This is a genomic window from Moraxella sp. E33BD, from assembly GCF_041807865.1.
In the GTDB taxonomy this organism is placed as follows: Bacteria; Pseudomonadota; Gammaproteobacteria; order Pseudomonadales; family Moraxellaceae; genus Moraxella; species Moraxella haemolytica.
Genome location: NZ_JBGTZD010000006.1, coordinates 134,252 through 148,732 on the forward strand (window position 1 = coordinate 134,252; position 14,481 = coordinate 148,732).

General features: G+C 43.0%; 10 protein-coding genes. 2 read left to right on the forward strand and 8 right to left on the reverse strand.

Features of this window, described 5'->3' with window-relative positions; all coding sequences use genetic code 11:
* Positions 1-434: 434 nt before the first annotated feature.
* Together ACERC6_RS05245 and mutM are read left to right on the forward strand one after the other, a co-directional pair.
* Positions 435-2,804 carry a bifunctional (p)ppGpp synthetase/guanosine-3',5'-bis(diphosphate) 3'-pyrophosphohydrolase gene (locus ACERC6_RS05245; RefSeq protein ID WP_373628053.1) on the forward strand — a complete coding sequence of 790 codons (2,370 nt, stop codon included), beginning with the start codon at positions 435-437 and terminating at the stop codon, positions 2,802-2,804.
* Between the two features lie 11 nt (positions 2,805-2,815).
* On the forward strand, positions 2,816-3,730 hold the full coding sequence (gene mutM / locus ACERC6_RS05250) for a bifunctional DNA-formamidopyrimidine glycosylase/DNA-(apurinic or apyrimidinic site) lyase (protein ID WP_373628054.1): 915 nt from the start codon (positions 2,816-2,818) through the stop codon (positions 3,728-3,730).
* Between the two features lie 193 nt (positions 3,731-3,923).
* Here mutM and typA read toward each other — a convergent pair whose 3' ends face one another.
* The 8 genes from typA to lepA all read right to left on the reverse strand — a co-directional run bounded on the left by typA (position 3,924) and on the right by lepA (position 14,256).
* Positions 3,924-5,768: a translational GTPase TypA gene (typA, locus tag ACERC6_RS05255; protein ID WP_284673784.1), complete on the reverse strand. Its 1,845-nt coding sequence runs from the start codon at positions 5,766-5,768 to the stop codon at positions 3,924-3,926.
* A 216-nt stretch (positions 5,769-5,984) separates the two neighbouring features.
* Positions 5,985-7,307, reverse strand: coding sequence for an OmpA family protein (locus ACERC6_RS05260; protein ID WP_373628055.1), 1,323 nt, complete (start codon positions 7,305-7,307; stop codon positions 5,985-5,987).
* 292 nt (positions 7,308-7,599) lie between these two features.
* A complete protein-coding gene (locus ACERC6_RS05265) occupies positions 7,600-8,355 on the reverse strand; it encodes a pyridoxine 5'-phosphate synthase (protein ID WP_373628056.1) in 756 nt (251 codons plus the stop codon).
* Between the two features lie 61 nt (positions 8,356-8,416).
* Positions 8,417-9,178 carry a DNA repair protein RecO gene (locus tag ACERC6_RS05270; protein ID WP_284673781.1) on the reverse strand — a complete coding sequence of 254 codons (762 nt, stop codon included), beginning with the start codon at positions 9,176-9,178 and terminating at the stop codon, positions 8,417-8,419.
* 205 nt (positions 9,179-9,383) lie between these two features.
* The gene (era, locus tag ACERC6_RS05275; RefSeq protein WP_373628057.1) at positions 9,384-10,379 is read right to left on the reverse strand and encodes a GTPase Era; all 996 of its coding nucleotides are present in this window, start codon (positions 10,377-10,379) and stop codon (positions 9,384-9,386) included.
* 136 nt (positions 10,380-10,515) lie between these two features.
* Positions 10,516-11,286, reverse strand: coding sequence for a ribonuclease III (gene rnc / locus ACERC6_RS05280; RefSeq protein WP_373628058.1), 771 nt, complete (start codon positions 11,284-11,286; stop codon positions 10,516-10,518).
* Between the two features lie 24 nt (positions 11,287-11,310).
* Positions 11,311-12,411 carry a signal peptidase I gene (lepB, locus tag ACERC6_RS05285; protein ID WP_373628060.1) on the reverse strand — a complete coding sequence of 367 codons (1,101 nt, stop codon included), beginning with the start codon at positions 12,409-12,411 and terminating at the stop codon, positions 11,311-11,313.
* Between the two features lie 45 nt (positions 12,412-12,456).
* A complete protein-coding gene (gene lepA / locus ACERC6_RS05290) occupies positions 12,457-14,256 on the reverse strand; it encodes a translation elongation factor 4 (RefSeq protein WP_373628061.1) in 1,800 nt (599 codons plus the stop codon).
* Between the last annotated feature and the right edge of the window lie 225 nt (positions 14,257-14,481).

Below are 14,481 nucleotides of genomic sequence, written 5' to 3' on the forward strand. Positions count from 1 at the left end.
TTTAAGGCGAAATATTTTGGCATTTTGTCGGGGTGGGAATTGAGCAACAGCTCATCAAAATCATCGCGAATCAGAAAGGTATTTTTGCCACACGGCAGAGTAAGTGTACTTTTTTAAGGGTTTTCCCATCCAAGCACCGAACATACAAACTCAAAAAATGCGATGTCATCAATTATATATTGTCATCATTGAGCCATTGGCTAACAAGTTGACAGTTTGTTAATTATATCACAAAAGATACCAATTTAGAAGAAATATTAAAATATATTTGATGGATAATTACTCAATAAATGCACGCTAATTTATGGGATTTTACTTTCAAAAATATTCAGAAAATGCCATAATATCCCCACTGACACTCTAGGCGAACCCAAAATCAACTTTTAAGTAAGCTAGGATTGGTATTCGCCCTAAAACAACCAAAAGGACATATCGTGGTACAAATTCGTGAAGGCTTACCACTACTAAGCGGCGAAAATAGCGACACCGACAGTGCGACATTGGCGGCAAGTTTGGTTGCCAAAGAGCTACACCCAGATTTTAAGGCACAGCTGGCTCACCCAAAACTAAAAACCACTCTAGATCATTCCGAGCAGACGCAGACCCCTGCCACCATCAGTGAGTCCGACATTGATGTGGAAACTTGGTTATCCACCGTTGCTGAACGCATTGGCAAAGACGATTTGCCGATGCTTCGCCGTGCTTGCGACTTTGTTAGGGTGCAAGCAAGCAAGCCTCACGCTAGTCGCTCAGGTGCTTATGCCACAGGCATCGGCATGGCAGATATTTTGGCATATCTATTTCAAGATGAGAACGCCTTGGTTGCCTCCATGCTTTATCGCACAGCACGCCGAGAGTTGGTCAGCCTTGACACCATCAGACATAATTTTGGCGAAGACATCGCCCATCTGGTCGCAGACACACTGGCAATGGGGCGACTGTCTGAAAGTATCGAAGAGAACAAACGCCTAGAAGACTATTTTGAAAGCGAACAACGAGATCAGCTGTCCACTATTTATAGTATGCTCATCAGCACCACCAACGATGTTCGTGCCGTACTCATCAAGCTGGCTGAACGCACCTTTGCCATGCGTGAACTGTCTTTTGCACCCCCCGATCGCCAAAAGCGAGTTGCTCGTGAAGTGATGACCATCTACGCACCACTGGCACACCGCCTATCTATCGCTCAGCTTAAATGGGAATTAGAAGACTTGGCGTTTCGCTACCTTGCCCCTGACGAATACAAAAAAATCGCCAACCTACTTGCCGAAAAACGCAGCGAACGAGAATTCTACATTGAAACTGTTCAAGCTGATTTAAGTAACGCACTCATCACAGCAGGCATCAAGGCAGAAGTATCGGGGCGTGTCAAGCACATCTACTCCATCTGGCGTAAGATGAAAAAGAAGAACCTATCATTTGACCAGCTCTACGACATTCGTGCCTTGCGAGTGTTGGTTGATACCAATACCGAATGCTATCACACCTTAGGGGTTGTGCATGGACTATGGCGACATATTCCAGATCAGTTTGATGACTACATCACCAACCCTAAGCCGAACGGCTACAAGTCGCTACATACTGCCGTCATTGCCAATCATCGCACACTAGAAGTACAAATACGCACCTTTGACATGCACTTTGAAGCAGAGCTTGGAAAAGCGGCTCATGTGAATTATAAAGAAGGTCTAAAAGCCAAAAAAGACGACTATTTAACTCAAAAAATCAGCTCACTACGCCAATTACTTGGCAATGATAAACTAGAAAATGTTGAGTTAAATGACGAACTCGATTTAGAAGACAACGAACGCATCTATGTCTTTAGCCGTGATGGCGACATTACCGAGCTACCCAAAGGAGCAACCGTCCTAGATTTTGCGTATCATGTGCACACTGAAGTTGGCAACCGAGCTCAAGGAGCAAAGGTTAATGGACGCTATGTGCCACTCACACATCAGCCCAAGACAGGTGACCAAGTAGAAATCATCACCAAGTCCAACCGAGAGCCTAATCGTGATTGGCTCGTTGCTTCGCTTGGGTACATTCATACCAACCGTGCCAAATCCAAACTTCGCCAATGGTTTAACAAACAAGATAGAGACAAGAACATTGAATTCGGTCGTGCCATGTTCTTGCGTGAGCTTGATAGATTTTCCATCAACCCAAGTCAGGTAGAGCTTAGCGACTATCTAGAAGAATTTAATGCCAAAAATGAAGAAGATTTGTTCGTCTCCTTAGTGATGGGCGATGTGGGCGTGGTGCAGTTGGTTGGTAGAATCAGTCATCGCCTAAATCTCAACACACCACCTGTTGATGAAGGCAGCATTGAAATCAAAACGCCATCTCGCCCCAACAAATATCAAATTGACTTACAAGGGCTTGATAATGTTGAAATCCATCTGGCTGGGTGCTGTACACCCGTGCATGGCGAACCGATTGCTGGTTTTGTTACCGTGTCGCATGGCGTAAGCATTCACCACGCCAGTTGCCTTGAATACCTAAGATTGATTGATAAAGAACCTGAACGCCATATCAGTGCAAATTGGCAGACATCTTTTGGGCGTTATCAGCCTGTAACCGTTCATGTCGAAGCTTATAATCGCAAAGGGCTACTTCGTGATTTGGTCAATATCATTGATAAAGAAAAAGTTAATATTCACCGTGCCGAAACCATCTCATCTGACGAGACCATCAGTCATATGAAATTTTATGTTGAAGTGGCAGGTTTGGCACACTTGTCACGCCTGCTTGCCAAGATTGAACAACAACCTGATGTTCTGCACGCCAGACGCAGTACCAACTAATAGTGATTGATATGCCAGAATTACCCGAAGTTGAGACCACCAAAAAAAGCTTAGACCCACTACTTAATCAAACCGTTGCCGCTGTTCATGTACATCAGCCCAAGCTACGCTACATGATGCCACATGATTTAGATGGCTTAATTGGTTTTCAATTATCCTTGGTAGAACGCCGAGCCAAATATCTACTTTTGCATTTTCGTCATAATGCAGATAATGCTAATAAGGTACTACTTGTTCATTTAGGAATGTCAGGTAGCTTGCAACAACACCCCATCAACAGCAATGCTCCCATCGCCAGAAAACATGATCATCTCATCATCAGCTTTGGCGATGTCGCCCTGCATTACCACGACCCACGCCGTTTTGGCATCATACTTTGGGCGGATAATGACGCACATCTTGATAATAAGGACAATGCAAAAGATAGATTCTTAGCTCATCTGGGTGTTGAGCCTTTAGATGATGCTTTTAATACTGATTATCTATATCGGCATATCCATAGACTCAATGATACCAATAGTCCTTGTGCTAAGCCCACTAAAGCCATAACCAAACCCATTAAAACTCTCATCATGGACCAAACGGTCGTGGTAGGCGTGGGTAATATCTATGCTGCCGAGAGTCTTTTTTTGTCAGGCATTCACCCTGCCAAACCCGCCCATCAAATCAGCAAAGAGCAAATTGCCAAGCTGGTCAAGCACATCAAGCAGATTTTGGCAGAAGCCATCAAAAAAGGCGGTTCAACTTTGCGTGATTTTACAGTAGGTGGTGGCAAAACGGGGTATTTTCAGCAGACTTTGCTTGCTTATGGCAATCACGGCAAGCCCTGCACCCAATGCGGTAGTATTCTGGAAAATCAAAAAATCTGTGGGCGAGCAAGCGTCTATTGTCCCACTTGTCAGCCATTATCCACAACCAAAGAATAGCCATAAACCACCAAAACTTAAGAACCATAGATTTTTATCACTCAATAGTCATCTATTTAAAAGCATGATATCATGCTTAAACTTACCACATCACCGCTCACCCATCTCAACTATGCTTATCAATGATACATAATAAATAAAAAACTGCCCATGAAACAGCTTATTCATGGGCAGTTTTTTAAGGATAATCAAATCAGTCTTTCTTACGACCAAGACGCTTGCGTTCATTTTCTGTTAGATAACGCTTACGAATACGAATTGATTTTGGTGTAACTTCAACCAACTCATCATCTTCGATGAATTCCAAAGCTTGCTCCAAAGTGTAATCCAATGCAGGTGTTAAGATGATTGCATCATCCGAACCAGACGCACGAATGTTGGTTAATTGTTTTGCTTTTGTTGGGTTTACCACCATATCATCAGAACGAGAGTTAATACCCACAATCATGCCTTCATAGACCTCAAGCTGTGGCTTAGCAAAAAGACGACCACGCTCTTGTAAGCTAAATAGGGCATAACCCAAGCAAGTACCTGTTACCATAGATACCAATACACCATTTTGGCGTTTTGCCACCGAACCCTCTTTGGCAGGTCCATAATGGCTAAAGCTTGAAGTCATGATGCCCGTGCCTGATGTCATGGTCAAAAATGCTGAGCGAAAACCAATCAGTCCTCGTGACGGCACTGTCGCTTCGATACGAATACGACCTTTGCCATCAACCTCCATATTGGTTAGCTCGCCTTTGCGTTCTCCCATCTCTTGCATAACTGCACCTTGATGCTGTTCTTCAACATCAAAAGTAACATTCTCATAAGGCTCGCACATCACGCCATCAATCTCTTTCATGATAACCTGTGGACGAGATACACCCAGCTCAAAGCCCTCTCGACGCATGTTCTCAATAAGCACAGATAGATGTAGCTCACCACGACCTGAAACTTTGAACTTCTCTGGACTGTCAGTATCCTCAACACGCAAGGCGACATTATGAATCAACTCACGGTCAAGACGCTCACGAATATTACGAGAAGTAACAAACTTACCCTCTTTTCCTGCAAAAGGCGAGTCATTGACTTGAAAAGTCATCGATACGGTCGGCTCATCAACCGACAATGCAGGCAACGCCTCAACATTAGATGGGTCACAAATGGTGTCTGAAATATTTAAACTATCCAAACCTGTTACACAGACGATATCGCCTGCTTGAGCAGAATCAACATCAACACGCTCAAGTCCATGATACCCCATGATTTTTAAGATGCGTCCATTACGCTTATTACCATCTTTATCAATCACGGTAACAGGTGTGTTGGTTTTCACCGAGCCACGCTGAATACGACCCACCCCAATAACACCAACAAAACTGTTATAGTCTAGGCTTGAGATTTGCATTTGGAATGGACCATCGGCATCAACCTTAGGCGATTCTACGATATCCACAATGGTCTCAAACAGTGGGGTCATGTCAGCCGCTAAATTATCTGGCTCAAGACCTGCAATGCCGTTGATTCCAGATGCGTAGACGATAGGAAAATCAAGCTGTTCATCAGTCGCACCTAAGCTGTCGAACAGATCAAACACTTGGTCAATCACCCAATCAGCTCGTGCGGCAGGCTTATCAATCTTGTTAATGATAACAATCGGCTTAAGTCCACGAGCAAACGCTTTTTGAGTAACAAAGCGAGTCTGTGGCATTGGACCTTCTTGACTATCAACCAGCAACAGCACACAATCCACCATCGACATCACACGCTCTACCTCTCCACCGAAGTCAGCATGGCCTGGGGTGTCCACAATATTGATGCGGTATTCAGTACCTGTGCGACCATCAGTCCAACGAATGGCGGTGTTTTTTGCCAAGATGGTAATGCCTCGCTCACTTTCCAAAGCGTTGGAATCCATCACACGCTCAATCTCACCTGAACGCTCGCCTAACGCACCAGATTGTTGCAATAGTTTATCAACCAAAGTCGTTTTACCGTGGTCAACATGGGCAATGATTGCGATGTTACGCAAATGCTTAATGTCGTCTGCCATAAATACTCGTATAAAATAAGGATTGCTAATTCAGCAAAAAAATAACTTGAATGGGCATAAATTGCCCAATAGGGACAGTCTTCTTAGAACTTAAGTACAATAAGAAAAGTTAACTATTATATCATGATTTTAGCCATAGTAAAAGAAGCCACCCAAAATAAAAAAGAACCGTCAATCATGACGGTTCTTTTAATCACTTAATAATCAAGGGATTGATTATCGAATAACCATATCTTTAGTTTGTTCTACAGTAGTTGATTTGTTGCCAGTAATCACAGCGATTACACGGCGGTTCAACGCACGACCTTCGTCAGTAGTGTTTGGAGCGATTGGACGGTCGAAGCCGTAGCCAATAGCACTTAGACGGTTAGGTGCGATACCAAACTCGTTAGCTAACATTAGCTTAACAGCGTTTGCACGCGCTTCTGATAGGCGTTGGTTGTACTTAGCACTTGAACGGTTGCTGTCTTTAGATGCATGTCCTTCAATAACAGCAGTAGCATTCGGGAACTCATTCATAGACTGTGCAACTTTTGCAACTTCTTCACGGAATTGTGGTTTGATTGCAGACTGGTCACGGTCGAAGAATACGCGTAGTTCACGGCGTAGTTGTTCCTCTAGTACGACAGTTTGTGGGCAGCCACGTGCATCAACCACTACATTGCGTGGCGTATCTGGGCAAGCATCTAGGTGATCTGGCACACCATCAAAATCGCTATCAATGATAGTCTCAACAGGTTCTACAACAGTGATTTCTTCCACTGGCTCTTCAACCACAGGAACTACAGGCTCTACAGGTACCACAGGAACTACAGGAACTACAGGCTCTACAATCACAGCAGCTGGTGCCAAGCGACCGCCTAGAGTTACTTCCAAGCCTGCCAAAGCTAGACCTTCCCACCATTTGTTGTCAAAGTTGTGGATCGCACGAGCCTCACCACGAAGAGCCAATGCGTCATTTACTAGGTAGCGAGCACCTAGACCGATGTTACCAATCGTATCTTTTGAGCTAGTAACTTTAGTGCCTGCAGCAACTTGTTGATTTTGAGCGATGTCGCCATAAGGTGCGTTTGCTGCGTCAGCAGTATAAGCTACTTGGTTCTCAACTTTAGTTTTTTGTTGACCAGCACCAATTAAAACATATGGCTTTAACTTGGCATTAGAATTACCCAAACCGATTAGGAAGTTACCGCTAATAGTTTGTTGCTCTGAATCAAAACGGTTTGCGGCCATTTCTGCTGATTTCTTAGAAGCTTGTGCATCCGCACTAGACAAACCATACTCAACTTGTAGTTGGGTAGATGGGGTTAGTTCTACGCCAAGTGCAGCACCTACCCATAGATCACTCTCAAGAGCAACACCATCAGTATGCTTTTGGTTGGTCTCAAGTGTTTTACCAGTACGCAACACTTCACGCTGTTTGTCATGAGCCTCATCATTATAATGATAGCCTAGTAGTAGTGGGCTCACAGTTACGCCAGCAGAAGCTGCGGTCGTTGCAGTAGCAAGTACCGCTAGAGCGATTTTATTGAATTTCATAACTTCCTCCGAAGGAATGGTTGGTTTTAAAAAATTATGTAATATAACATTACCAATGTCTTATTCTACCATTAAGTTGGTCATCTGCCAACAGTTACTTTCGCAGACAACCCTTAATTTAAAGATTGATATATCTAGCTTAACGGCAATGGGTGAATTTTACAACCTTTTTTTGGATGATCGTTACATAACATTACATTAAAATGCTAATTATTTACAATGGCTCTTAAATTTTAAACAGCCATTCATCAAAAAATAAGCAAATACTAAACAGCACTTATTTTAGCATACTTTAGCGTATATCAATAGGCTTTGAAGCAAAGGCCGTTTTCATTTCTTTGACTGCCTGGTCAATCCCCATGAATATCGCATCTGCAATGAGCGAATGCCCAATATTAAGCTCATGGATACCTTCGATACAAGCAATACTGGACACATTCTCTCGTGTCAAGCCATGCCCTGCATTCATAAGTAGCGTATCGCTCTGCTCTTTTGCGTATCGCACCGCCTGTTTGATACGACTCAATTCATCACTGACAAGTTGCATATTACCCGACAGCCCTGCCTCAGCATACGCTCCTGTGTGTAGCTCAATGGCATCAGCACCACAGGCGATGGCAGTATCTATCTGATGAAACTCTGGATCAATGAATAACGACACCAAGATGTTTTTTTCTTGCAAGGCTTGAATGAATTCCGGCAATCTTCTTAGATTTGCCACATCAAGACCACCTTCTGTGGTAACTTCTTGGCGTTTTTCAGGCACCAAGCACACCCAAGTTGGCTGGACATCAAGGGCGATGGCTAGCATTTCTTCGGTTACCGCCATCTCAAGATTCATGCGAGTAGCTAACCTATCTTTCATGGCATAGACATCAGCGTCCTTGATATGCCTGCGATCTTCACGCAAATGTAGCGTAATACCATCTGCACCCGCCTGCTCGCACAATAGTGCCACCTGTATCGGACAGGGGTAATCAACCCCTCGTGCATTACGAAGTGTCGCCACATGGTCAATATTAACCCCAAGCAGTGGTAAATTTGACATAAGACACCTTTTTCCTAACCATTTTTACATTAACATACACCAACACAACAAAGTTTGCCAACTATGATGACTGCTGATAAAATAAACTTTGTTGCCACAATTTTCGGCTGTGCAATGGTTTATAATCCAGCAGATAATTCATGACATCTCGTTGCAGTTGACCAAATTCTTCTATCTTTTGATAATAGATTTTCTCATCACCATCTGCCCGCCCCATGAGTAGCAAATCACAACCCAGATAAGACACTCGGCTTACTTTCTTTCCCTCACTTTGTGCTTGATGAATGATGGATGATGTAGTCAAGATAAACCCCATCTCTGGCACAAAACGATAATAAGCCTCTGCATCAATCTTCTTACCCACAGCATCATAGATAAAATCAATGCTTGCTCCAAGCTCATCAAATAACGCCCTCTCAAACCGCCGTAAAGACACCTTAAGATGGCGAGTGTTGTCTGATGCCTCAAGATTGCCCAATGCTTGCAGTGCAATCACTTCTTCATGATAAACCTGCCAAAGCGTTGGACAAGGACTCTCCAAAGGCAACAGGCGACTTAGCACCTCATTCATATACAGTAGTGCGTATTGCACCTGCCCCATGACAGGCTTTAATACTGACCGTGCTGACAACTGAATCTGACTGAATGTCTTAAGCTCATTTTTTCCGCCAGCAAACAGCTCAAGTAACACAAAAGTAGGCATACCTCTTGCACCTACTCCGTGCACCAACCCAAATTCATGACTAAATAGCTGATAAATAGCTCGCTTTTCCTGATAGGGTCGTGTATGTAAAAGGTAGCCTGTCAGTCGCTGATTTTTCATGGTTGTCTAAGAGCCTATGATTTAGGAATTTCTTGAATAAGAAACTACAAGAAATCTTTTTACCACCTACTTAAAAACTCATCATTCATTTGGCATTGCACAGTAGCCATGTGATGATGTCTAGGCAATACTTGATTCTCTTACCAATATTTGCACAAATAATGGGACAAGCACACCTAGCATCATCAGCACATTCATCACTGCCTTAATAACCCAAACTTGTCAAGGCACGCTCATCATCTGACCAACCCTTTTTCACCTTCACCCATAGGGTGAGCATGATTTTTCGATCAAACAGTGCCTCCATGTCCTTACGAGCATCGATGCCGACTTGCTTAATGCGACTGCCTTTATCACCGATAATGATGGTCTTTTGCCCTGCTCGTTCAACAAATATGGTCGCATCAATAAAAGTCATCGCCTTACGCCATTTACCTGTCTCTGAGTCTTTATGAGCAGGCTCATCTTTAAAAGTATCAATTTGCACGGTCAAATCATACGGCACTTCATCGCCTGATTGACGCATGATTTTTTCTCGGATAATCTCACTTGCCAAGAACCGCTCAGAACGATCAGTGATTTGTTCGGCATCAAAAATAGGCGGACGAATGGGCAAAAACTTGCCAATTACCTCTTTTAGGCGTGGCAAATTATATCCACGAAGTGCTGAGACTGGTACAATATCCGCAAAATCAAAGCTCTCATTAAAACTTTCAATCACAGGCAACATCAGCGACTTATCCTTAATGGTATCTGCTTTATTGATAATCAGTACAACAGGCAGATTGGTCGCTGAAAGTTTTTCCAAGGTCAATAAATCATCTTCACGCCACTGCAATCCATCAACAACAAATAATACCAAATCCACATTAGACAACGCTGACACCGCCGCTTTATTCATGCGTTCATTAATCGCTTTGACCTCTTTGGCATGAATACCAGGAGTATCAACAAACACAATTTGCATCTGTTCATCAGTCAAAATCCCGTGTATGCGGTGGCGAGTCGTCTGTGGTTTTCGGCTGGTGATGGAGAGTTTTTGTCCAAGCAGATGATTCATGAGTGTGGACTTTCCAACATTTGGACGACCCACAATCGCCACAAAGCCAGACTTAAAGCCATCTAGATTTAATGTTGGTTTATCATCAAAAAATGCCAAAATCACATCATCATTATCGGCAGTCGAACGGTTGTCAGTCATATTTTTCCTTGTTATTCAAATTTGTTTAGCGTTAAAATCAATCAGATAAAGTCCATGCTATTAAAGCACAAAACCGCCCAATTTAAAAGGCGGGTTTAAAAAACTCATCAAGGTTTGTATGATGAAATGTGCCAATTTAAGCAGTTTGGGTTTTGTTAAGTTGATTTATCATCAACTCGGCACACTTTTGCTCAGCAATACGGCGAGACTCACCCATTTGTGTAATAGGCTTGATGTCCTCAATATTTACACAGCAAGTTACAACAAATACCTGATTGGGGGCATTGCCAATAATCTCATCAAGCTCATAAGTTGGCAAGGTCATGCGATTGCCCTGCAGCCACTCTTGTAGGCGAGATTTGGCATCTTTTAGTACTTTTTCCTCACCCACCTCCAAGATGAGCGATTCATACCAAGTTTTCACTAAATTTTTGACAAGCTTGATATCACCACTGTCAAGATATACCGCCGCAACGATTGCTTCCACCGCATCCGCCAAGATAGACGCACGATGACGACCTCCACCCTTTCGCTCGCCCACACCCAAAATCAAATGTCTAGATAATTCAAGCCGTTCGGCAATCTGCACCAAAGTCTCTTGGCGTACCAAAGTTGCACGCATACGAGTGAGTTTACCTTCATCATGGCGTGGAAAATGCAAAAACAATGCCTCCGCAATCATCATACCAAGTAACGCATCTCCCAAAAACTCCAATCGTTCATAACTTTCTTTGGGGTTATACGAACGGTGCGTCAATGCCCGCCTTAATAAACTTGGGTCATCAAACTCATAACCCAATTTTTCGCATAAAACAGGTAACCCCTGTTCAAAATTGGCAAAATGCGTCAATTTATCTAACGAAGTTGCCTTGCATCCATGGGTCATGATTTTATCTGATTGGTTCATTTATCGTCCTAACAATCCATATTATCAATCGATCGCACCCACTCGAGAAAAACTTGGTAAATTCAATCCAGGCTTTTTATGCATCCAAATATAAGTCGCCTTACCTGATAAATTCTCCTCTGGCACAAAACCCCAATAACGAGAATCTTTGCTGCTGTCTCGGTTATCTCCCAATACAAAGTATTGATTTGCTGGCACTTGAATTGACCATTCTTTACCCTCTGAAGCGATGACCTCAGGTGCTACTTCTTTTAGAAAATCACCTTGTGATGATGAGTTTAAATCACCCAGATAACGCACCAAATAGCGATGCTCGCCCAACGACTCTTGATAATAATGAGCAAATTTTTCTTCTTCACGCCCCAGTCTAGCACGCTCATCATCGCTTAGCACATAATTTTGAATCTGCTTAGGCATCAAGATATTTAAAAGTTCATCATCAATCCCATGCTCAACTTTCTTAGTAGCAACCTGTTCGCCATTAACAGACAAATTTCCATCTTTATAAGACACTGTATCGCCTGGTAGACCAATCACTCGTTTGATGTAGTACATATTTGGTTCTAAAGGATAGCGGAATACCGCCACATCGCCACGCTCTGGACTGCCTGTATTTAAGATTTTGGTGTGGGTAATAGGCAGGCGAAGCCCATAGGATGACTTATCAACCACCACAAAATCACCTGTATGCAAGGTTGGTACCATTGAGCTTGATGGAATGGTAAATGGCTCAATAACAAAAGAACGCACAATTACAATCAACAATAAGATTGGTAAAAATTCGTACGCCCAACGCACCAAGAAGTTCTCAGACCGCCCCTCTTTATCCACTTGAGCCAACAAAAGCTCTTGCTTAGCACGCTGATAAGAATTGTGTGCCTGCATCACTTCATGGGGCGTGGTTTGTGTTGGCATCAATACATCAATATCATCTGACAGCCCATGCTCTTTTAAACGGCCGTGCAAGACTTGCTTAGCTTCATTAAGCTGTTTTTGTACCTGCCTTAATTTTTTGTCCGACAACTTAATGACTTGATGTTGTTTTAGGACAAATTTATCCACCAACCACACCAATAAAAAGACGATGGTTACTGGTACCAGTATTAAATTGATATCAAAATTCACAACAACACCCCAACTTTATTAATCAACCAAAATTCACAAATCATATTAACTATCAACTTTTAGCACTGCCAAAAATGCTTCTTGCGGAATTTCTACAGAGCCTACTTGCTTCATGCGTTTTTTGCCTGCTTTTTGTTTTTCAAGCAGTTTTTTCTTACGACTGACATCGCCACCGTAACACTTAGCAAGAACATCTTTACGCATTGCCTTAACAGTGGAGCGAGCAATAATCTGACTACCAATGGCGGCCTGAATCGCCACATCAAACATCTGGCGTGGAATCAACTCCTTCATCTTCTCAACCAGCTGACCGCCACGACGGCGTGCATGTTCTTGATGGCAGATCATGGCAAGAGCATCAACCTTCTCACCATTAATCAGCACATCAACACGAGACAATTTATCTGCTTGATAACGCTCAAAACCATAATCTAGCGACGCAAAACCACGAGAAGCAGATTTTAATTTATCAAAAAAATCCATCACAACCTCGCCCATTGGGATATCAAAGATTACTTGTACTTGGCGAGCCATAAATTTCATGTCCACCTGCACGCCTCGGCGTTCGATAGCAAGAGTAATGACATTGCCCAGATACTCTTGTGGAACAAGGATATGACATCTGGCAATCGGTTCACGAAATTCAGCTATCACGCCCACATCAGGTAGACGAGATGGGTTGTCAACATAGACAACATCGCCATTTTTCTTAACCACCTCATAGATGACCGATGGTGCAGTGGTAATCAAATCAAGGTCATACTCTCTCTCCAATCGCTCTTGGATAATCTCCATGTGTAGCATACCCAAAAAGCCACAACGAAATCCAAAACCCAAAGCATCTGAAGTATCAGGTTCAAAGAATAAGGCCGCATCATTGATTTGTAGCTTTTGTAAAGCCTCACGAAATTTTTCAAAATCACTTGAATCAATCGGAAACATACCCGCATAAACTTGCGGTGTTACCTTCTGGAAGCCAGGAATATTCTCCACCTCAGGGGTCTTAGCCAAAGTGATGGTATCGCCCACAGGTGCACCTTGAATGTCTTTAATGCCTGCAATAATAAAACCAACTTCGCCCGCCTTTAACACACCCGTCTCCAAGCGTTTTGGCGTAAATACACCAATAGAAGTTACCAAGTGGCTTTCACCTGTTGATTTAACAAAAATACGGTCGCCTGTACGCACCTCACCTTCACGCACACGCACTAGCGATACCACACCCAAATAATTATCAAACCAAGAATCAATAATCAAAGCCTGCAAAGGAGCATCTCTATCGCCTGTTGGTGCAGGAATGGTTTCCACTAAAGTTTGTAGCAACTCATCAATACCAAGACCTGTTTTCGCTGATACTCGAGGTGCTTCTACCGCCTCAATACCAATGATATCCTCAATCTCTTCAATCACTCGTTCAGGCTCAACCTGAGGTAAATCAATTTTATTCAGCACAGGCAGCACCTCAAGCCCTTGCTCAACTGCTGTATAACAGTTCGCTACACTCTGTGCTTCAACACCTTGAGCAGCATCTACCACCAATAATGCACCTTCACAGGCCGCTAACGAACGAGAAACCTCATAACTAAAATCCACATGGCCTGGCGTATCAATAAAATTTAATTGGTACTGCTCACCATTTGGGTGATTATAATACAAAGTAACCGACTGGGCCTTAATGGTAATGCCTCGCTCTCGCTCAATGTCCATACTATCTAAGACTTGAGCTTGCATTTCCCTTTCAGAAAGTCCGCCACACACCTGAATGAAGCGGTCGGCAAGTGTACTTTTACCATGGTCAATGTGAGCAATGATTGAAAAATTACGGATATGAGTAAGATCTGTCATGAGTAAGATGGGTCACAAAACAAAAAATAATAACAGGGTATTGTAGCAGTTTTTATTCAAAAAAGCACAGACAATTCAAAGATAAGAGATGAAATTATTCAGTCAACCCCCCCAAACATAAACCCCCCACATCTTCCAATGTGAGGGGTTTGAAATAAGATGCTGACGATGACCTACTCTCACATGGGCGAACCACACTACCATCGGTGCTAAGACGTTTCACTT

Excerpts from the sequence above, each read along its gene's own strand:
- rnc (WP_373628058.1), bottom strand. The coding sequence starts at position 11,286 with ATGAACCAATCAGATAAAATCATGACCCATGGATGCAAGGCAACTTCG.
- mutM (WP_373628054.1), top strand. The coding sequence starts at position 2,816 with ATGCCAGAATTACCCGAAGTTGAGACCACCAAAAAAAGCTTAGACCCA.
- ACERC6_RS05265 (WP_373628056.1), bottom strand. The coding sequence starts at position 8,355 with ATGTCAAATTTACCACTGCTTGGGGTTAATATTGACCATGTGGCGACA.
- lepA (WP_373628061.1), bottom strand. The coding sequence starts at position 14,256 with ATGACAGATCTTACTCATATCCGTAATTTTTCAATCATTGCTCACATT.
- ACERC6_RS05260 (WP_373628055.1), bottom strand. The coding sequence starts at position 7,307 with ATGAAATTCAATAAAATCGCTCTAGCGGTACTTGCTACTGCAACGACC.
- typA (WP_284673784.1), bottom strand. The coding sequence starts at position 5,768 with ATGGCAGACGACATTAAGCATTTGCGTAACATCGCAATCATTGCCCAT.
- ACERC6_RS05270 (WP_284673781.1), bottom strand. The coding sequence starts at position 9,178 with ATGAAAAATCAGCGACTGACAGGCTACCTTTTACATACACGACCCTAT.
- era (WP_373628057.1), bottom strand. The coding sequence starts at position 10,379 with ATGACTGACAACCGTTCGACTGCCGATAATGATGATGTGATTTTGGCA.